This is a genomic window from Sphingomonas sp. (genome assembly GCF_036388435.1).
Classification (GTDB): Bacteria; Pseudomonadota; Alphaproteobacteria; order Sphingomonadales; family Sphingomonadaceae; genus Sphingomonas.
In genome coordinates this window covers 210,316-229,512 of record NZ_DASVRV010000053.1, presented here as the reverse complement: position 1 = coordinate 229,512, position 19,197 = coordinate 210,316, and the positions used below count along the sequence as shown (strand labels likewise).

16 protein-coding genes and 1 tRNA gene are annotated in these 19,197 nt (G+C 70.5%); 10 read left to right on the top strand and 7 right to left on the bottom strand.

Translation table 11 applies throughout. The features are described from left to right. Positions 1–184 precede the first annotated feature (184 nt). From VF592_RS14030 to VF592_RS14015, 4 genes are all read left to right on the top strand, one after another. A complete protein-coding gene (locus VF592_RS14030) occupies positions 185–748 on the top strand; it encodes a DUF2497 domain-containing protein (RefSeq protein ID WP_331006242.1) in 564 nt (187 codons plus the stop codon). Beyond that, positions 745–2,370, top strand: a complete 1,626-nt coding sequence (locus tag VF592_RS14025) for a histidine kinase famiy protein (RefSeq protein ID WP_331006241.1) — start codon at positions 745–747, stop codon at positions 2,368–2,370. Before VF592_RS14030 ends, VF592_RS14025 begins: the two co-directional genes overlap by 4 nt. Positions 2,371–2,425: 55 nt before the next feature. Continuing rightward, positions 2,426–5,038: a valine--tRNA ligase gene (locus VF592_RS14020; RefSeq protein WP_331006240.1), complete on the top strand. Its 2,613-nt coding sequence runs from the start codon at positions 2,426–2,428 to the stop codon at positions 5,036–5,038. Between the two features lie 64 nt (positions 5,039–5,102). After that, positions 5,103–6,575 carry an MATE family efflux transporter gene (locus VF592_RS14015; protein WP_331006239.1) on the top strand — a complete coding sequence of 491 codons (1,473 nt, stop codon included), beginning with the start codon at positions 5,103–5,105 and terminating at the stop codon, positions 6,573–6,575. Here the strand turns inward: VF592_RS14015 and VF592_RS14010 are convergent. Continuing rightward, positions 6,572–7,453, bottom strand: coding sequence for a diacylglycerol/lipid kinase family protein (locus VF592_RS14010; protein ID WP_331006238.1), 882 nt, complete (start codon positions 7,451–7,453; stop codon positions 6,572–6,574). The two genes, VF592_RS14015 and VF592_RS14010, sit on opposite strands and share 4 nt — an antisense overlap. An 82-nt stretch (positions 7,454–7,535) precedes the next feature. Between VF592_RS14010 and hemB the strand changes: the two genes are divergently transcribed. From hemB to VF592_RS13995, 3 genes are read left to right on the top strand one after another with little or no spacing between them, the layout of a single operon-like run. Beyond that, the gene (gene hemB, locus VF592_RS14005; protein ID WP_331006237.1) at positions 7,536–8,528 is read left to right on the top strand and encodes a porphobilinogen synthase; all 993 of its coding nucleotides are present in this window, start codon (positions 7,536–7,538) and stop codon (positions 8,526–8,528) included. Continuing rightward, positions 8,525–9,061 carry a GNAT family N-acetyltransferase gene (locus tag VF592_RS14000; RefSeq protein ID WP_331006236.1) on the top strand — a complete coding sequence of 179 codons (537 nt, stop codon included), beginning with the start codon at positions 8,525–8,527 and terminating at the stop codon, positions 9,059–9,061. The genes hemB and VF592_RS14000 overlap by 4 nt, the downstream gene beginning before the upstream one ends. After that, a complete protein-coding gene (locus VF592_RS13995; protein ID WP_331006235.1) occupies positions 9,058–11,259 on the top strand; it encodes a hypothetical protein in 2,202 nt (733 codons plus the stop codon). Before VF592_RS14000 ends, VF592_RS13995 begins: the two co-directional genes overlap by 4 nt. 4 nt (positions 11,260–11,263) lie before the next feature. On the opposite strand, the gene VF592_RS13990 is transcribed toward VF592_RS13995, so the two are convergent. Beyond that, the gene (locus VF592_RS13990) at positions 11,264–11,767 is read right to left on the bottom strand and encodes a hypothetical protein (protein WP_331006234.1); all 504 of its coding nucleotides are present in this window, start codon (positions 11,765–11,767) and stop codon (positions 11,264–11,266) included. Positions 11,768–11,850: 83 nt separating this feature from the next. On the opposite strand from VF592_RS13990, the gene VF592_RS13985 reads away from it, so the two are divergent. The 3 genes from VF592_RS13985 (at position 11,851) to VF592_RS13975 (ending at position 14,660) form a co-directional block, all read left to right on the top strand. Then, positions 11,851–11,927: transfer RNA gene (locus VF592_RS13985), tRNA-Arg, on the top strand. 53 nt (positions 11,928–11,980) lie between these two features. Continuing rightward, positions 11,981–13,183, top strand: a complete 1,203-nt coding sequence (locus tag VF592_RS13980; protein ID WP_331006233.1) for a winged helix-turn-helix domain-containing protein — start codon at positions 11,981–11,983, stop codon at positions 13,181–13,183. Next, complete coding sequence (locus tag VF592_RS13975) at positions 13,176–14,660, top strand: deoxyribodipyrimidine photo-lyase (protein ID WP_331006232.1); 1,485 nt, start codon at positions 13,176–13,178, stop codon at positions 14,658–14,660. The genes VF592_RS13980 and VF592_RS13975 overlap by 8 nt, the downstream gene beginning before the upstream one ends. Here VF592_RS13975 and VF592_RS13970 read toward each other — a convergent pair whose 3' ends face one another. From VF592_RS13970 to VF592_RS13950, 5 genes are all read right to left on the bottom strand, one after another. Next, complete coding sequence (locus tag VF592_RS13970) at positions 14,661–15,392, bottom strand: 3'(2'),5'-bisphosphate nucleotidase CysQ (protein WP_331006231.1); 732 nt, start codon at positions 15,390–15,392, stop codon at positions 14,661–14,663. It abuts the gene before it with no gap. A gap of 32 nt (positions 15,393–15,424) precedes the next feature. Next, complete coding sequence (locus VF592_RS13965; protein WP_331006230.1) at positions 15,425–15,646, bottom strand: hypothetical protein; 222 nt, start codon at positions 15,644–15,646, stop codon at positions 15,425–15,427. Positions 15,647–15,711: 65 nt separating this feature from the next. Next, on the bottom strand, positions 15,712–16,965 hold the full coding sequence (locus tag VF592_RS13960; protein ID WP_331006229.1) for an N-succinylarginine dihydrolase: 1,254 nt from the start codon (positions 16,963–16,965) through the stop codon (positions 15,712–15,714). Next, complete coding sequence (locus VF592_RS13955; RefSeq protein ID WP_331006228.1) at positions 16,965–17,981, bottom strand: arginine N-succinyltransferase; 1,017 nt, start codon at positions 17,979–17,981, stop codon at positions 16,965–16,967. The genes VF592_RS13960 and VF592_RS13955 overlap by 1 nt, the downstream gene beginning before the upstream one ends. Beyond that, positions 17,978–19,186 carry a hydrolase gene (locus tag VF592_RS13950; RefSeq protein WP_331006227.1) on the bottom strand — a complete coding sequence of 403 codons (1,209 nt, stop codon included), beginning with the start codon at positions 19,184–19,186 and terminating at the stop codon, positions 17,978–17,980. The genes VF592_RS13955 and VF592_RS13950 overlap by 4 nt, the downstream gene beginning before the upstream one ends. Between the last annotated feature and the right edge of the window lie 11 nt (positions 19,187–19,197).

The window sequence follows — 19,197 nt, the reverse complement described above, 5'->3', positions numbered from 1 at the left end:
GCGGCCGACCGCGGTCGCCACCGGCACCGCCACCACCCCCGCCCAAGGGTCCGAGGTCACCCGCCCGCTCGACCCGCTGCTCAATAGCGGAGTTGACAGAAGCACGACCTTGACGACAGGTGCCGACGCACCGGATCGTCGTTAACGGACCGGTAACGTCAGGCCGGGGGGATGGCAGCGGATCATGGGTGATATGAGCGTCGAGCCGTCGATGGAGGAGATATTGTCCTCCATCAAACGCATCATCGCCGAGGAAGAGGCGCCGGCCGGACGCCGTCGCGCGTCCCGCCCGGTCGCGCCCGCGCCCCTGCCCAGCGACGAGGGCGACGAGGACGAGGTGCTGGAACTCAGCGACCCCATGCCCACTTATCCGCAGACGATCCCCATCACTTCGCCCGCACCCGCGCCGATCGCGGCGGCGCCCACCCAGGAAGCTCCGGCTCACGTCATGCCCGCCCCGACCTTTCCCGAGCCGCGCGTCGCGCCGTCCGCACCCGACCCAAAGCCGGCGGCGGCGCCCGCCGATCCGATCCTGTCGTCCGCCGCGGCCGACGCGACGCGCGGCGCGCTCGACTCGCTGTCCCGGCTGCTGGTGAAACCCGATCCGCAGGGCGACGGGACGCTGGAAGGGCTGGTACGCGACATGCTGCGCCCGATGTTGAAGGAATGGCTCGACGCCCATCTGCCCGACATGGTCGAGGAGATGGTCGCGCGCGAGATCGCCAGGATTTCCGGTCAGCCCAGGTGAACCGACAGGACCCGCCCGAGGGCGGCGTGGACACGATCGACGCCGCCGAGACCGACCGTTTCAGCCCGACGCCGCCGATCGCCGACCCGGCGCCGCCCGCATCGGCCCCGCACGACATCTTCTTCGCGGCGGTCCAGACCACGCGGATGCCGATGGTGGTGTGCGACCCGCACCAGCCCGACTGCCCGATCATCTTCTGCAACGAAGCCTTCACCTTCATGACGGGCTATGCGGACCGCGAGATCGTCGGCCGCAACTGCCGCTTCCTGCAGGGGCCCGAGACCGACATGGGTTCGGTCGCGCAGGTCCGCGCCGCGATCGAACGGCAGGAGGAAGTGGCGGTCGAGCTCCTCAACTACCGCAAGAACGGCTCGACCTTCTGGAACGCGCTGTTCGTGTCGCCGGTCTATGGCGTCGACGGCAAGCTCCTGTATTTCTTCGCCAGCCAGCTCGACATATCGCGCCGCCGCGAGGCGGAGGAGGCGCTGCACGAGGCGCAGAAGATGGAAGCGGTCGGCAAGCTGACGGGCGGGATCGCGCACGACTTCAACAACCTGCTCCAGGTGATTCAGGGCTATGCGGACATCCTGGACGCCAAGGTCGACCCGGCCGATCGCCCCGCCAAGCGCGCGGTCGAGGCGATCGCCATGGCCGCCAATCGCGGCGCCACGCTGACTCAGCAACTGCTGGCCTTCGCGCGCAAGCAGGAATTGCGTGACCGGTTGCTCAACCTCAACTCGCTGATGGAGGATTTCCGGCCCATCGTCGACAAGACGGTCGGGGACGGGGTACGGATAAGGCGCGCGTTCGAACCCAATCTGTGGAATTGCCGCGTCGATCCCGTCCAGGCGGAGATGGCGCTGCTCAACATCCTGGCCAATGCGCGCGACGCCATGGACGGGCGGGGCGAGATCATCATCACCACCCGCAACGCCGTGCTGCCCGAGGTCAACGTCCCCGAGCAGAAGCTCAACGGCGGGCAATATGTGGTGCTGTCGATCGTCGACACCGGGCCGGGCATCCCCGCCAACATCGTCGACAAGATCTTCGACCCGTTCTTCACCACCAAGGATATCGGCAAGGGCACCGGGCTGGGCCTCGCCATGGTCTATGGCTTCATGCGACAATCGGGCGGACTGGCGACGGTCGTCAACCGCGCGGGGGGCGGCGCCGAGTTCACGCTTTATTTCCCGCGATCGAGCGGTGGGGTGGAGCGAAGCGCGGTGGATCGGAACGCGCGCCAGGCCGGTGGCGCCGAGCGCATCCTGATGGTCGAGGACCAGGACGAGGTCGGCGAGCTGGGTCGCGTGCTGCTCGAGGATCTGGGCTACGACGTGACGCTGGTCAACGGTGGGCGCGCGGCGCTCGACGTGCTGGCGCGCGATTCGGATTACCGGTTGCTGTTCACCGACATCCTGATGCCCGGCATGAACGGGGTCGCGCTGGCCCAGGCGGTGCGCCGCGACTATCCGCATACCCAGGTGCTGCTGACGACGGGGTTCGCGGACGAGGCGATCGACGAGGGGTCGCGCTCGTTCGAGCTGATCCGCAAGCCCTATCGCCGCGCCGAGCTGAACGAACGCATCCGCGCCGTGCTCGACAAGCCGGGCGCGCGTACCTGAGCTGGGCCTGAGCCGAGGGTGGCGGGCGCCCGTCGCGCTCGCTAAGGCTCCGCGCATGAGCGAGCTGCCCAAGACCTTCGACCCCGCCGAGATCGAGTCCCGCTGGTACAGGCATTGGGAGGAGAAGGGGCTGTTCCGCCCCGACCGGCCCGGCGCCGAACCCTGGACGATCGTCAACCCGCCGCCCAACGTCACCGGCTCGCTCCATATCGGCCACGCGCTCGACAACACGCTCCAGGACATCCTGACGCGCCATGCGCGGCTGCAGGGCAAGGACGCCTTGTGGGTGGTCGGGACCGACCATGCCGGCATCGCGACGCAGATGGTGGTCGAGCGCAACATGGCGCTACGTCAGCAGAAGCGCACCGACTTCACGCGCGAGCAGTTCGTCGACAAAGTCTGGGAATGGAAGGCGGAGAGCGGCGGCGAGATCACGTCGCAGCTGCGTCGGCTGGGCTGTTCGATGGACTGGGCGAACGAGCGGTTCACGATGGACCCGGGCTTCTCGGCCGCGGTGATCAAGGTCTTCGTCCGGCTGCACCGCGAAGGGCTGCTCTACCGCGACAAAAGGCTGGTGAACTGGGACCCGGGGCTGAGGACCGCGATCAGCGACCTGGAGGTCGAGCAGCGCGAGGTGCAGGGGAGCTTGTGGCATTTCCGCTATCCGCTGGAGGATGGTAGCGGCCACATCGTCATCGCGACCACCCGGCCCGAGACGATCCTGGGCGACGGCGCGGTCGCGGTGAACCCGGCGGACGAGCGCTACGTGCACCTCGTCGGCAAGAGATGTCGCCTGCCGATCGTCGACCGGCTGATCCCCATCATCGCCGACGAGTACGTCAAGATGGATTTCGGGTCGGGGGCGGTGAAGATCACCGCCGCGCACGACCACAATGATTACGAGGTCGCGCGGCGTCATCCCGAGGCGGGCATCCCGCTCATCAACCTCCTGAACGCCGACGCGACGATGAGCGACGCTTGCCCGCCCGAATATCGCGGGCTCGACCGTTACGCCGCGCGCGCCAAGGTGGTCGCCGATTTCGAGGCGATCGGGCTGCTCGACAAGATCGAGCCCCATGTCCACCAGGTGCCCTATGGCGACCGGTCGGGCGTGGTGATCGAGCCCTGGCTGACCGACCAATGGTATGTCGACGCCGCGACGCTGGCGGAGCCCGCGATCGAGGCGGTGCGGTCCGGCGCGATCCGCATCGTGCCCAAGACGTGGGAGAAGACGTTCTTCAACTGGATGGAGAACATCCAGCCCTGGTGCGTGAGCCGCCAGCTCTGGTGGGGACACCGCATCCCGGCCTGGTATGCCGGGGACGGCCGCGTGTTCGTCGCCGAGACGGCCGAAGAGGCGCAGGCGGAGGCGGGCGCGGGGGTCGCGCTGACCCAGGACGAGGACGTGCTCGACACCTGGTTCTCCTCGGCGCTCTGGCCCTTCGCGACGATGGGCTGGCCCGAGACGGACGATCGGACGCTCGGCGGGCGTTATCCCAACGACGTGCTGGTGTCGGGGTTCGACATCCTGTTCTTCTGGAACGCGCGGATGATGATGCAGGGGCTCCACCTGCTGGGCGACGTGCCGTTCCGCACGCTCTACCTGCACGGACTGGTGCGCGCGGCGGACGGGGCGAAGATGTCCAAGTCCAAGGGCAACACGGTCGATCCGCTCGGGCTGATCGACCGCTACGGCGCCGACGCGTTGCGTTTCTTCATGGCGGCGATGGAAAGCCAGGGCCGCGACATCAAGATGGATGAGAAGCGGGTCGAGGGTTATCGCAACTTCGCGACCAAGCTGTGGAACGCGGCCCGCTTCGCGCAGGGCAACGGCATCGGCGGGTCGACGACGCTGGAGCCGCCCCCGGCGACGCTGGCCGTCAACAAATGGATCGAGGCGGCGCTGATCCGCACGGTCGGGGCGGTCGACCTGGCGCTGGCGGACCATCGCTTCGACGCGGCGGCGAATGCGATCTATCAGTTCGTGTGGAGCCAGTTCTGCGACTGGTATCTGGAGCTGGTCAAGGGGCAGGTCGACGACGAGACCAGGGCGGTCGCGGGCTGGGTACTCGACCAGATCCTGGTCCTGCTCCACCCGTTCATGCCGTTCATCACCGAGGAATTGTGGCACGGCCTGGCGCCGCGCGACCATGAGCTGATCGTGGCGCGCTGGCCGCAGCCCTTCGCGCGGGCGATCGACCCGGCGGCGGAGGCGGAGGTCGAATGGCTGATCCGGCTGGTGGGCGAGATCCGCACGGCGCGAACGGGGCTGAACGTGCCGCCGGGCGCCAAGCTGGCGATGCATGTCCGCGACGCGTCGGACGAGACGATCGCCCGGCTGAACCGCAACGCCGCCGCGCTGGCGCGCATGGCGCGGGTCGTGCCCGAGGTCGGTGCCGTGATCGGCGGCGCGGCGCAGATCGTGGTCGACGAGGCGACGTTCGTGCTGCCGCTGGAAGGCGTGATCGACCTGGACGCGGAACGCTCGCGCCTGGCCAAGGGCATCGCCGCGGCGGAGAAGGAGCGCGACGCGCTGGCCGGGCGGCTGGGCAATGCCAGCTTCGTCGAGCGCGCCAAGCCGGAGGCGGTGGAAAAAGCGCGCGCCGACCATGCGGAAAAGGCGGCGGAGGCGGACCGGTTGCGCGCGGCGTCGGGGCGATTGGGCTGACACGCCTCCCGCTCCCCTCCATCGTCACTCCGGAACAAGTCGGGCATGACGGGGTAGGGTCGGGGTGACCTCATCTCCGTCTCGAACCTCCGCGCCCGCCCGATCCGGCAAGCGCGACCTCACCTCCGGGCCGATCGCGGGCACGTTGCTCGCCTTCGCGCTGCCGACCTTGGGGTCGAACGTGCTCCAGTCGCTCAACGGGTCGATCAACGCGATCTGGGTCGGGCGCTTCCTGGGCGAGGATGCGCTGGCGGCGACGTCGAACGCCAACATCATCATGTTCCTGCTGTTCGGCGCGGTGTTCGGGTTCGGCATGGCCGCGACGATCCTGGTCGGGCAGAGCTTCGGCCGGCGCGACGCAGACGGCGCGCGCCGGGCCTTCGGGTCGGCCATCGGGCTGGTGCTGGTCGCGTCGATCGTGGTGGGCGCGCTGGGCTGGATCTTCGCGCCGGAGATATTGCGGATGCTGGCGACGCCGCCCGCGGCGTTCGATCTGGCGCTCGCCTATCTGCGGGTGATCTTCGTCGGGCTGCCGGGGCAGATGCTGCTGGTGCTGATGTTCATGGGGCTGCGGGGCACCGGCGATTCGCTGACGCCCCTGTGGTTCATGGGGCTGAGCGTGGTGCTCGACGCCGCGCTCAACCCGGTACTGATCCTGGGGCTGGGCCCGGCGCCGCGCATGGGGATCGCCGGATCGGCGGCGGCGACCTTGCTATCGGGCGTGGTCGCGGTGATCGCGCTGGCGGCGTATATCCACCACCGGGACCTGCCGCTGCGGCTGAAAGGCGCGGAGCGCCGCTATATCCTGCCCGAGGCGAAGCTGACGCGCGTGATCGTCGCCAAGGGCCTGCCGATCGGGGCGCAGATGCTCGTCATCTCGGTCGCGGGGCTGGCGATGGTCGGGCTGGTCAACCGGCTCGGGGTGCAGACCACCGCCGGCTATGGCGTGACGCTGCAATTATGGGCCTATGTCCAGATGCCCGCGCTCGCGATCGGCGCCGCGGTGAGCGCGATGGCGGCGCAGAATATCGGCGCGGGACGCTGGGACCGCGTCGGGCGGATCACGCGGGCGGGACTGTTGTTCAACCTGGGGCTGACCGGGGCGGCGGTCGCGATCATGCTGCTGCTCGACCGGCCGCTGCTCGGCATCTTCGTCGGCGGCGAGAGCCCGGCGGTGCCGATCGCTCAGCATATCAACCGGCTCGCGACCTGGGGCTTCGTGATGTTCGGGGCGACCATGGTGCTGTTCGGCGTCGTCCGCGCGAACGGGGCGGTGTGGGGGCCGCTGGTCATCCTGTTCGTGTCGATGTTCCCTATCCGCCTCGGGCTGGCGGTCGGGCTCCAGCCCTGGCTGGGGCAGGACGCCTTGTGGTGGAGCTTTCCGATCGGATCGGCGGCGAACCTGATCGGGGCCGCGCTCTATTATCGCTACGGCCCGTGGCGTGGGTCCGGCGCGGCGCTGCCGAGCCGTGGCGAATGCGAGCAGCGCGCCAACAGCGTCGCCGAGCCGACGGGGACGCTGCGCCCCGCCACCTAGGGCGCGGGCGCCATCACCCGGATGATCCCCGCCGCGATCTTCGCGGTCACCGGCGTATGCGCCAGCACCTCGCCGTCGATCGAGATGGGCAGGCGCGGCACCGTGTCGAGCCGGAGCGACCGCCCCCGGAATTCGCGCACCTCGTCATGGCGCGACGAGTGGCGGAACGTGCCCGCGACCCAATTGTGGATCAGCCGCCGCTTCACATGGCCGAGCACCGCCTGGACGACAATCTCGCCCGAATCGACGCTGGCCGACTCCACCAGCTCGGTGCCGCCATGATAGGAGCCGTTGGAGATGCGCACCTCGACGACGCGCAGCCGCTCCGCCGTGGCGCCCTCGCCGACGATCAGCGTGAAGGGCCGGAAGCGCAGGAACTGCCACGCCGCCCAGCCCAGATAGCCCGCGCGGCCCAGCAGCTTCTTGAGGTTGTGCGGCACCGTCTCCGCGATCTGCGGCGACAGGCCCATGGCGGCGCAATTGGCGTAATAATCCTTGTCGATCATCCCCAGGTCGATGCGGCGCTGATGCCCCCGCGCGATCACCTGCACCGCGCCTGGCACGTCGAGCGGGATGCCCAGCGAGCGCGCGAAGCTGTTGGCGGTGCCCAGCGGCAGCACGCCCAGCGCGACGTCGTGCCCGACCATCAGGTCGACGAGCCCGCTGATCGTGCCGTCGCCCCCGCCCAGGATCAGCAGGTCGGGCTTCTTGGCCAGCGCGCGGCGGACGGTCGCCTCCAGCTCGCGCGGATGTTCGACGGCGTGCGCGTCGACGGGATAGGGCAGCGCGTCCATCGCCGCGCAAGCCTGTTTGAAGGTGCGTTGCCCCCGGCGCGAGCGCGCGTTGACCACGAGGGCGGCGGTCTTGATCTCACGCATACTCGTCCCCGATGATGACGCACCCTGACACCCCGTTTCCTAGCGCTTGGCAAGCCGGGCGTGATCCCGCATGGACCAGCCGATGTCCGCTGCCTACCCCGCGCTCCGTCTTCGTCGCACCCGCGCCCATGGCTGGAGCCGACGGCTCCACGGCGAAACCGTGCTGACCCCGGCCGACCTGATCTGGCCGCTGTTCATCGCGGAAGGCGAGGGGGTGGAGGAGCCGATCGCCAGCCTGCCCGGCGTATCGCGCTGGTCGGTCGACGGCATCGTCGCGCGCGCCAGGGAGGCCCGCGATCTGGGCATTCCCTGCCTCGCGCTGTTCCCGAACACGCCGGCGGGCTTGCGCACCGACGACGGGCGCGAGGCGCTCAACCCCGACAATCTGATGTGCCGCGCGATCCGCGCGCTCAAGGACGCGGTGCCCGACATGGGCGTGCTGACCGACGTGGCGCTCGATCCCTACACGTCCCACGGGCATGACGGGCTGGTCGACCGCCAGGGCTATGTGCTGAACGACGCCACCGCGGCGGTGCTGGTCGGTCAGGCGCTGGTCCAGGCGGAGGCGGGCGCCGACATCATCGCCCCGTCCGACATGATGGACGGCCGGGTCGGGCTGATCCGTGCCGCGCTGGAGGCGGGCGGGCACCACAATGTGCAGATCATGGCCTATGCCGCGAAATACGCCAGCGGCTTCTATGGCCCGTTCCGCGACGCGGTCGGCTCGCGCGGGTTGCTGAAAGGCGACAAGAAGACCTATCAGATGGATCCCGCCAATGCCGAGGAGGCGCTGCGCGAGGTCGCCGCCGACCTGGCGGAGGGCGCCGACAGCGTCATGGTCAAACCCGGCCTGCCCTATCTGGACATCATCCTGCGCGTGAAGCGCGAGTTCCGGATCCCGGTCTTCGCGTACCAGGTATCCGGCGAATATGCGATGATCGAGGCATCGGTCGCGGCCGGCGCGGGCGAGCGCGACGGGCTGGTGCTGGAAACGCTGCTCGCCTTCAAGCGCGCGGGCTGCTCGGGCGTGCTGACCTATCATGCGGCCCATGCGGCGCGGTTGCTGGGCGCTTGATCGGGACCGGGCGCCTGATCCTGCGCGAATGGCGGGACCATGATCTCGCGCCCTTTCACCTGATGGGTCAGGATGCGGAGGTGATGCGCTTCATCGGCGACGCGCCGGGCATCGACGCGGTACGCGAACAGATGGCGCGACAACGGCGCCTGCAGGCCGAGCATGGGCATTGTTTCTGGGCGGTCGAGCGGCGCGACACGGGCGCGTTCATCGGCTTTTGCGGGCTCAAGCCGGGACCGGGCGACACGCCGATCGCGGGCGAGACGGAAATCGGCTGGCGCATCGCGCGCGCGCACTGGCGGCGGGGATTCGCCGAGGAGGCCGCGCGGGCGAGCCTGGACCGGGCCTGGGCCAACAGCGACGCGGCGTTCGTGGCGGCCATCACCGTGCCCGACAACGTCGCGAGCCGGGGTCTGATGGAGAAATTGGGAATGTGCCGGGTTGCGGGCGGTGATTTCGACCATCCGGCGCTCCCCGACGGACATCGCCTCCGTCACCATATCCAATACCGCATCGCGAGGCCGCGTCCGTGATCCACGCCTTTGCCGCCCGTCCGCCGCGCCGGGCCTTGTTCATCCTGACGGTGCTGACCGGGTCCTTCCTGCTGTTCCTCGTCCAGCCCATGGTCGCGCGCATGGCGTTGCCGCGACTGGGCGGGGCGCCCGCCGTGTGGAATTCGGCGATGCTCGTCTATCAGGCGCTGCTGCTGGGCGGATACGCCTATGCCCATGCGATCGGGCGGTTGCGGCCGCGCACCCAGGCGATGGTGCATCTGGGGCTGCTGGCGGTGGCGGCCTTGTGGTTGCCGATCGGGCTGCTGGGCGTCCAGCCGCCGCCCGACGCGCATCCGGCCCTGTGGGTGCCGTGGCTGCTCGGCGCGTCGATCGGCCCCTTGTTCCTGGCGGTGTCGGCGCAGGCGCCGCTGATCCAGCGCTGGTTCAGCGAGGCGAGCGACGGCGCGGACCCGTACGCGCTTTACGCGGCGTCGAACCTGGGGAGTTTCGGCGGGCTCCTCGCCTATCCGCTGCTCGTCGAGCCGTTCACGCCGCTGCGGGAGCAGAGTTGGTTGTGGAGCGCGGGTTATGTGCTGCTCGCCTTGCTGGTGCTCGCCTGCGCCACCTCGCTGCCGCAGGTCGCCCGGGCAGAGCGTGGCCCGATCACGAGTCCCGCGCCCGCACGCGGCACCGTCGCGCGGTGGATCGCGCTGGCCTTCGTGCCGTCGGGGCTGATGCTCGCGACCTCGACCTATCTGACCACCGACATCGTCGCCGGGCCGCTTTTATGGGTATTGCCGCTCGGGCTCTACCTGCTCAGCTTCACCGTCGCCTTTGCGGCCAATCGGGCCTTGGCGGAGATCCTGACGCGCATCGCGCCGATCACAATCCTGCTGTTCGGCGGGGTGATGATCGGCGGCTACAACGCGCAGCCGCTACTGAACGCGGGCATCGCGCTCGTGCTGCTGTTCATGACCTCGGTCGCGCTCCACACCGCGATGTACGAGTCGCGGCCCGAGCCGGATCGGCTGACCGGTTTCTATCTGGCGATGTCGGTCGGCGGGGCGCTGGGCGGCGTGTTTGCGGGGCTGCTCGCGCCGGTGCTGTTCGACTGGACCTATGAATATCCGCTGTTGATCCTGGCGGCGGGGCTGATGGCGCCGCAGCTCTATCTGACCGAGGGGATCAAGGCGGTCTGGACGCGACATCGCTGGCTCGCGCTGGCGGGGATAGCCGTCGCGGTCGCCCTGCTGTTCGTGCTCCGGCTCCACGGCCCCGACCGGCTGTTCGGCGAGAACCGTCCGGGGCTGCTGTTCGTGGTGGTGGCGGCGGTCGGGCTGTTCGCGGTGGGTGCGCGCGTCGGCTATATGCTGCTGCTGGCGGCGGCGTTGATGCTGTTCGGCGGCTATCGATCGCTGGAGATGTCGCTGGCGGGCGACGTGCGGACGCGCAGCTATTTCGGCGTCTACACGGTACAGGAACGCAGCCGCTCGCGCGAGCTCGACCATGGCACCACCGTTCACGGCGTCCAGCTCACCGGCTCGCCCGAGCGCGAGCGGACGCCCACCACCTACTACGCAAAAGGGGCGGGCGTGGGCCAGGCGATGCTGCTGGCGCCGCGCCTCTACGGCCCGGACGCGCGCATCGGCGTGGTGGGGCTGGGGACGGGTACGCTCGCCTGCTATGCGCGGCCCGGCCAGCGCTGGCGTTTCTACGAGATCGATCCCGCGATCGTGCGGATCGCGCGCGACACGGGGCAGTTCACGTACCTGCGCCGCTGCCTGCCCGATCCCGCGATCAGCCTGGGCGATGCGCGGTTGAGCCTCGCGCGCGAGGCGCCGGGCAATCTCGACCTGCTCGCGCTCGACGCCTTCTCGTCGGACGCGGTGCCGGCGCATCTGCTGACGCGCGAGGCGTTCGCGACCTATGCGCGCGTGCTCGATCGACGCGGGCTGTTGTTGGTCCATATCTCCAATCGCTATCTCGACCTGGAGCCGGTCGTCGCGGGCGCGGCGAAGGCGGGGGGCTGGAGCGCGTCGATCTTCGTCTACGATCCCTCGCGCCTGGACGAGGCCGCCTCCGGTTCGGCCTGGATCGCGCTGTCCCGCGACCGGGGAACGCTGGACGCGCTGACGGGGCGAGCGGAGGGGTGGCGTATGCTTCGGGCCCCGCGCGGCTTTCGGCCCTGGACCGACGATTACCACTCGATCCTGCCGCTGCTCAAACGCCCCGGTTGAGGGATCAGGCGGGCGCCAGACCCGATCCGATCCGCCCGATCGCGGATTCCTGCCGCTCCAGCTCGGCACGAAGGCGCGCGCGGGTCGCCTCCAACGCGGGATAGTCCGGGGCGAGCGTGGCGGCGCGCGCGACCGCGAGATCGTCCAGGTTCGAAAGCACCTCCGACACTTCCGCGCGCAGCCCGTCGAGCCCGGCGAGCGCGATCTGCGCGGCGATCCAATTCTCGGACCCGGCAGCCGCGCCCCGCGCGCGCCGGGCCGCCGCCTCCACCCCGATCAAAGCGCGCGTGAAATCGCCCGACGCCTTGTCGAGCCGCGCGCCCGCCGCGGCGACCTCCACGTCGAGTTCGGGATCGGCGACCAGCGGAACGGGCGCCGGCGCGTCGGGCTCGTCGAAACCGAGCTTCTCGATCGCGCGCGGGGCCAGCGACGGATAGGGTCCGTCGTCGCGCGCGCACCCGCCGCAAGCCAGGATCAGGAACAGCGAGGCGAGGAGGCTACGGGTCATCGTCCCATCGTCTATGGCGCGCACGATATCCGCACAACAGCCTTGCAAGAGCCCGCGACCCCGTCTAACGACGCGCTTCGGATGCGCCCGTAGCTCAGCTGGATAGAGCATCAGACTACGAATCTGAGGGCCGGACGTTCGAATCGTTCCGGGCGCACCATTTTTCTCCGTTCCGCCTTGCGGCCGTCCTGAGGGGCCGCCAACAGGGCGGACGTGAGTTCTTCCCGACCAGAATCGCTGACCTTGGCGGCCGCGCGGCGCGTGGTTCTCGCCGCGCAGGGGTTCGGCCCGGCGAGGCCGGCGGTGGTCGATGCCGGGCATCTGCGCCGCACCGTCGCACGGCTCGGGCTGCACCAGATCGACAGCGTCAACGTCGTCGCGCGTGCCCATTATCTGCCCGCCTTCTCGCGGCTGGGCCCTTATGATCGAACGCTGCTCGACCGGGCGGCCTGGGGGCCGCGTCGCGAGCGCCGGTTATTCGAATATTGGGCGCACGAGGCGTCGCTGCTGCCCCTGTCCATGCACCCGCTGCTCCGCTGGCGCATGGCGCGCGCCGACCGTGGCGAGGCGGGCTATGGATCGATGCGCCTGTTCGCGACCGAGCGCCGGGGCGCGGCGATGGCGCTGCTCGACCGCATCCGCGCCGACGGCCCGCTGGCTGCGTCGGACATCGAGGGCGGCCGCACGGGCTGGTGGGCGTGGAGCGACGCCAAGCGCGCGCTCGAATGGCTTTTCTATGCCGGGCACATCACGACCCTGACGCGAAGGCGGGGGTTCGAGCGCGTCTACGACCTGACCGAACGCGTGATCCCGCCGGCGATCCTGGCCCAGTCGACCCCCGACGAGCGGGACGCGCAGATGGCGCTGGTCGATCACGCCGCCCGTGCGCTCGGCGTCGCCACGGCGGGCGAGTTGCGCGACTATTTCCGTCTGTCCCCAGTCGACGGCGCAGCCGCGATCACGGCGCTGGTCGAGCGGGAGATACTTCGCCCGGTCGCGATACCGGGCTGGCCCGTCGCCTATCTGCACCGCGACGCGCGCCGGCCGCGCCGGATCGGGGGCCGCGCGCTCCTCGCCCCCTTCGACCCGCTGATCTGGGAGCGCGACCGGACGGAGCGGCTGTTCGGTTTCCGCTACCGCATCGAGATCTATACCCCCGCCGCCAGGCGCGTGCACGGCTATTACGTGCTGCCCTTCCTGCTCGGCGAGCGGCTGGTGGCGCGGGTCGACGTCAAGGCGGACCGCGCGGCGTCGCGGCTGCTGGTCCACGCCGTCCATCTCGAACCGGCTGCGCCGCCCGAGACCCTGGACGAGCTGACCGCCGAACTGGCCGAGATGGCGCGCTGGCTCTCGCTCGACGACCTGCGGATGCCGGGACATATTCGCACCCCGCCGCGTTCGACCGGACATGCCTGACCTTCATCCCGTTCTCGCCCATTGGGCCGAGTCCCCACGTGTCCGCGGGCTCAACGACGCGCCGCTCCGGCCCGGTGGTCGGTACGTGCTGTGCTGGCTGCAGCAGGCGCTGCGCGCGCGCGACAATCCGGTGATCGACGCGGCGATCCGGCTCGGCAACGCGCTGGGCCTGCCCGTGCTCGTCTATCACGGGCTGCGCGAGGATTACCCCTTCGCCTCCGACCGGCTCCACCGCTTCGTCCTCGGCGCGAGCCGCGACTTGGCGACCGGGTGCGCGCAGCGCGGGCTCGCCTGCGTGCAGTATGTCGACCGGGCCGCGAAGCGGGAGAAGGGGCTGGTCTACCGGCTTGCGGCCGACGCGGGGGCGGTGGTCTTGGAGGACCAGCCCGCCTTCGTCGCGCAGTGGCAGGCGGAGCGCGTCGCGGCCAAGACGGATGCGGCGGTGATCGCGGTCAATGCCGCCTGCCTGGTGCCCCCGGCCGCGCTCGATCAGGGGGTGGGCACCACCTCCGCCTTTCGCCGTCGCCACGAAAAAGCGCGCGGCGACTGGTATGCCTGGCGCGAGGAGGAGCCCGAGCTGCCGCCCTATGACGGCCCGCTCGCCTATGAGCCCGACCGGCTGGGCGGCCTGTCCGACGCGGAGCTCGACGCGCTGGTGGCGTCGCTCGCCATCGACCATGCATTGCCGCCCAGCGCGATGCTGCCGGGGTCGCGCCACGAGGTGCTGGTGCGCCTGCGCCGCCTGACCGAGGAGGTGCTGCCCGCCTATGCCGAGGCGCGCGGCAATGCCAGCCGGCCCGAGGGGGCGAGCACCTTGTCGCCTTATCTCCATTTCGGCGTCTGCGGCCCGCGCGAGGTGATGGCGGCGATCCAGGCCGCCGAAATCCCCCAAGAGCAGCGTGACAAGTTCGCGGACGAACTGCTCACCTGGCGCGAATGGTTCCACTACAAGGCGCGCACCATGCGCGTGCCCGAAAGCTATGCGCGCGTCCCGCGCTATGCGCAGGGGCAGCTCGCCGCCCATGCCGACGACCCGCGGCCCGAGCTGGAGAGTCTGTCCGCGCTGCTCCACGGCAAGACCGCCGACGAGACGTGGAACGCCTGCCAGAAGCAATATCTGATCGACGGCTGGATGCACAACAACCTGCGCATGTACTGGGCCAAGCGGTTGATCGCGATGACGCCCGATCCGCGCACGGGCTGGGCGACCGCCTGCTACTTGAACGACCGGCTGAGCCTCGATGGGCGCGACCCGTCGACCTATGGCAACCTCGCCTGGGCGTGGGGGGATTCGTCCCCAGGCTACCGCGACAATCCGATCTACGGCCTGGTCCAGACGCGCACCGACAAGGCGATACGGGGACGTCCCGGCGGCCCCGAATGGCTGAAGCGCGCCGCCGCGCGTCCGGCGCCGCGACTGTCGGTCCCCGACGCGCCGCCGGTCGATCCCTATCTGTCGGAGCAATTGCCCATCTGATCAGCCGGGCGCGCGGATCAGGTCCAGCACCCGCGTGGCGATATCGGGATGGCAGATGAGCAGATCGGGCAGGCGCGGGTCGGGGCGGTTGTAGACGAGCGGCGATCCGTCGATCCGGCTGGCGTGGAGCCCGTACGCCAGCGCGACGGCGGCGGGCGCGCAATTGTCCCATTCATACTGGCCGCCGTCATGGAGGTAGATGTCCGCCCGACCCTCGACGACCGCCATCGCCTTGGCGCCCGCCGATCCCATCGCGATCGTCTCCGCACCCAGCGCCTGCGCCACCGCCGTGGCGATCGCGGGCGGGCGCGATCGGCTGACGACCATGCGCGGCCGGGGCGGGAGCGGGGCGGGGACGGTCGGCGCGTCGCTGGTCAGCACGCGGCCGAGCGCCGGTAGCGCGACGGCGCCGATCGCGGGTGCTCCATCGACCGCCAGCGCGACATGGACGGCCCAGTCGTCGCGCCCCTCGCGATATTCGCGCGTGCCGTCGAGCGGGTCGACGATCCACACCCGCGAGGTCGCGCAGCGCGCCCGGTCGTCGAGCGACTCCTCCGACAATATGGCGTCGGCCGGCCGCGCGGCGGCGAGGCGGCGCAGGATCAGCGCGTTCGCCTGCGCGTCGCCCTCGTCGCCGAGCGCCGTCCCCGACGACCCGCCGGCCGCGCGTATCCGCAGGAGCAGGTCCCCGGCCTCCCGGGCGATCGATCGGGCGAGCTCGGCATCGGTCATCGACCCGGTCTAGGTCGCGCGAACGCCGCTCGCTAGCCCTGAGCCCGTTCGCGCTCGATCGAATCGAGGATGCGCGCGCCCGCCATGAACACCGCCAGCGGACAGGCCGCGAACAGCAGCCAGCCGCCGGTGCCCGGATATTGCTGGAGATAATGGACGCCCCGCTCGGTCGCGCCGGTCGCGAGGCCGTAGAGGACGAGGAACGCCTCGAACTTGGTCTTGATGACGAACAGGCGGGCAAATCGGGTGAACATGCCCGTCACGGAGCAAGCACCGGGCCAGTCGTGGATTTCCGCCGTTTCCGCCCGGCGCGACATGGTTACTTGTCAGTTAACTCGACAAGATCGAGCCCGTGCAGAAGCGCGGCGTGCGCGCCTTCGATGCGGGCGAGCAGATCGGGGTCGCCGATCGCGTCCGCTTCGATCGCCTCGGGCCAGTGGGTCGCGACCACGTCGGCGATCCGGTCGAGCCTCGCCTCGTCGACCAGGAAGCGCGGGTCGATGGTGGCGGGATCGGCGACGACGCGCAGGCGCAGGCAGGCGGGGCCACCGCCATTGGCCATCGATTCGCGGACATCGACCACCTCGACGCGGCGGATCGGGCCGTCGCCGGCGAGCATCCCGGTCAACCACGCCCAGACCCGCTGGTGGTCGCGCGTCTCGCCTGGGACGATCAGTGTCATCGTGCCGTCCGGGACCGTCACGAGCTGCGCGTTGAACAGGTAGCTCGACACCGCGTCGGCCAGGCTGACGCGGTCCGCGGGCACTTCGACGACCGCGGCCTCGGGCATCAGGCGGCGAAGGTCGGCATGAACCTCGTCGCGCTGCTCGAATGCCTGTTCATGCGCGAACAGCACCGAACCGTTGGCGACCGCGACCACGTCGTTGTGGAACGCGCCCGCCGCGATCGCCGCCTGCGACTGCCGGACGAACAGCGTGCGCGCGGGATCGAGCCGGTGGGCGCGCGCGACCGCCTCGGACGCGTCGCGGTGCTGGCGCGCGGGAAAGGGACCGCCCCGCTCGCCATAGACGAACAGCTCGACGCCGGGCGCGTCATACGCCGCGGCGAGGCGCAGGTGGTTCGCCGCGCCCTCGTCGCCGAAGGGGGCGGGGACGGGCGGGTGCACCGCGAAGGCGGGGTGGGCGAAGGCCAGGCGCAGCTGGGCCAGCGTTTCGGGCCATTCGTGGCTGCGGTGCGGCATGGTCAGCAGGTTGGCGACGGTCAGATGGCATCGCCCGTCCGCGGTGTCAGGCGCTGGTGAGACCGTGGCCGCGTTCGCCGCCCACATCGCCGACGCGGACAACGCCTGGGCGCGCAGGTGCGGCGGCGCCTGCTCATAGCCGACCGACAGCTTGTCCAGCCAGCGCCGGTCCGGGCGGGGGTGCGGCAGCAGCACGCCCTGGAGCAGCCCGAGCCGCAGATTGGCGCGCATCTTGGCGATCCCCTGCAACGCCGCCGCGCGTGGGCGCGAGACCGCGCCCGCGCTGCGCGTCGCCGCCAGATTGCCGGGGCTGAGCCCGGCATAATTGTGGCTCGGCCCGACGATGCCGTCGAAATTTATCTCGCGCAGCATCACCACCGGCCGACATGCCAGACGCGCGCATCCTCCGCGACGCGTAGCGCGCGAGCAGTATCGCGGGCCAGGACGATCCCGTCCCCCGCCTCGCGCACGAGCCCGACGGTGCAGCGAAACCCTTGCATGTTGCCCGTCGCGACCAGTGCCTCGTCGCCGCCATCCTCGTCGATCGCCGCCACCCGTTGTTCACGCGCGTCGCGGATCGACCGCACCTGGTCGGTCATCGCGGTCATGGTCGGCCCGCCGTCGAAGATGTCGACGTAATTGGCGTAGCGGAATCCCTCGCGCTCCAGCATCCGCATCGCGGCCCGGCCGCTGGGATGGGGCAGGCCGATCGCGGCGCGCGCGCCGTCGGTCAGCATGGCGGTGTAGATGGGGTGCTTGGGCATCAGGTCGGCGATGAACTGGTGGCCGTTGGTCGCGTTGAACTGGTCGGCGTCCTGGAAATTCATCCCGAAGAAGCGCCCGGCCAATCCGTCCCAGAAGGGCGATCCGCCCGCCTCGTCGATCACCCCGCGCAATTCGGCGAGGATGCGGTCGGCGAAGCGCGCGCGGTGCATGCGGATGAACAGGTAGCGGCTTCGCGCCAGCAGCATCCCCAGCCCGCCCGCGCGCTCGCCGGGATGCAGGAACAGCCCGCCCACCTCGCTCGCACCCTCCAGGTCGGTGGTCAGCGTCAGCATCTCGGCGCGGAAGGTGCGCGCCAGCTCGCGGCTATGCTGGGTCAGCGTGCCCAGGCGATAGCTGTAAAATGGGTGTTTCTGCCCGACATGGGTGAAGAGCTGGCAGGTGCCGCGCACCTCGCCCGTGTCGACATTCTCCAGCACCAGCACGAACAGCTCCTCGGCAAAGGCGTCGTCGGTGCGCGTGAACGCCTCCTCGCTGCGGTCGAGCTTGGCCTGGAGCGCGTCGCGGTCGGGGGGCAAATTCGTGAAGCCGCCGCCGGTCAGCTTCGCCATTTCGTACAGATGCTTCAGGTCGCCGGGCCGGGCGGGGCGGATGACGTGCGTCACAGGCGGCCCCGATCGGCGATGCGCAGCACCGTCACCGCCGACAGCGCGGCGCGTTCGGCGAGGCTGTCGACGATCATGAACTCGTCGGGCGAATGGATCGCGCCGCCGCGCACGCCCATCGTGTCGACCACGGGCACGCCGGCGGCGGCGATGTTGTTGCCGTCGCACACCCCGCCCGTCGCGCGGCGCGCGATGGTCAGGCCGAGCGCCGCGCCCGCTTCGCCGACCAGCGCGAACAGCGCTTCCGCGCCCGCGTCGACCGGCTTGGGCGGGCGGTTGAAGCCGCCATGGATCCGGACGGCGACGTCGTGCGCCCGCGCGACCGCGTCGGCCGCATCGTCGATCGCCCCGCGCGCACGGGCGATCGCTTCGGCGTCGGCCGGGCGGAAGTTGACGCGCAGCACCGCGCGGTCCGGGACGACGTTGTTGGGCCCGCCGCCGTCGATCCGCGCGGGGTTGACCGTCAGCCCGACCGACCGGGCCGCCGCCAGTCTGAGCGTCAGGTCAGCGGCGGCGACCAGGGCGTTGCGGCCCTCCTCCGGGTTGCGCCCGGCATGGGCCGCGCGACCTTCGACGACGATCGAGAAATTGCCGGTGCCCCCGCGCGCGCCGGCCAGCGTGCCGTCGGGCAGCGCGGGCTCGTAGGTCAGCGCGGCGACCTTGCCGCGCGCCAGCGCCGCGATGAGCGGTGCCGACGAGAGCGAGCCGGTCTCCTCGTCTGAGTTGATCATGACGTCATAACCGATCCGCGCGGCGGGCGGGCTCGCCTCGACCGCGCGCAGGGCGGCGAGCATGACCGCCAGCCCGCCCTTCATGTCGGCGGTGCCGGGCCCGTGGATCGTGCCGTCACCCCGGTCGACGACCCGCTGGAACGGGTGATCGGCCGGGTAGACCGTGTCCATATGCCCGGTGAACAGCATCCGCGTCGACGCCTCGGGCCGGACCGACAGCCGCAGATGGCGCCCATGCGCGACCGGGACGACGCGCCCGTCCGCCTCGACGCGCTCCGCCGGGGCGGGTTCCACGAGCGACAGGTCGCCGGGGAACACGGAAAAGGCGTCGCCGAGCAGCGCCGCCATCCGCGCGAGACCCGCCGAATTGCCCGTTCCGCTGTTGACCGCGCTCCAGTCCGTCACTTGGTCCAGCATCGCGACGGCGTCGATCCGCGCGACCGCGTCCCGCTCGATGTTCGTCAGCTCCCCCATGGCCGGGGCTT

Bases quoted from the DNA above. Each gene is read 5' to 3' on its own strand.
- VF592_RS14010 (WP_331006238.1), bottom strand. From the start codon at position 7,453: ATGCGTGAGATCAAGACCGCCGCCCTCGTGGTCAACGCGCGCTCGCGC.
- VF592_RS13975 (WP_331006232.1), top strand. From the start codon at position 13,176: ATGCCTGACCTTCATCCCGTTCTCGCCCATTGGGCCGAGTCCCCACGT.
- VF592_RS13965 (WP_331006230.1), bottom strand. From the start codon at position 15,646: ATGTTCACCCGATTTGCCCGCCTGTTCGTCATCAAGACCAAGTTCGAG.
- VF592_RS14030 (WP_331006242.1), top strand. From the start codon at position 185: ATGGGTGATATGAGCGTCGAGCCGTCGATGGAGGAGATATTGTCCTCC.
- VF592_RS13990 (WP_331006234.1), bottom strand. From the start codon at position 11,767: ATGACCCGTAGCCTCCTCGCCTCGCTGTTCCTGATCCTGGCTTGCGGC.
- VF592_RS13970 (WP_331006231.1), bottom strand. From the start codon at position 15,392: ATGACCGATGCCGAGCTCGCCCGATCGATCGCCCGGGAGGCCGGGGAC.
- VF592_RS13950 (WP_331006227.1), bottom strand. From the start codon at position 19,186: ATGGGGGAGCTGACGAACATCGAGCGGGACGCGGTCGCGCGGATCGAC.
- VF592_RS14020 (WP_331006240.1), top strand. From the start codon at position 2,426: ATGAGCGAGCTGCCCAAGACCTTCGACCCCGCCGAGATCGAGTCCCGC.
- VF592_RS13960 (WP_331006229.1), bottom strand. From the start codon at position 16,965: ATGCTGCGCGAGATAAATTTCGACGGCATCGTCGGGCCGAGCCACAAT.
- hemB (WP_331006237.1), top strand. From the start codon at position 7,536: ATGTCCGCTGCCTACCCCGCGCTCCGTCTTCGTCGCACCCGCGCCCAT.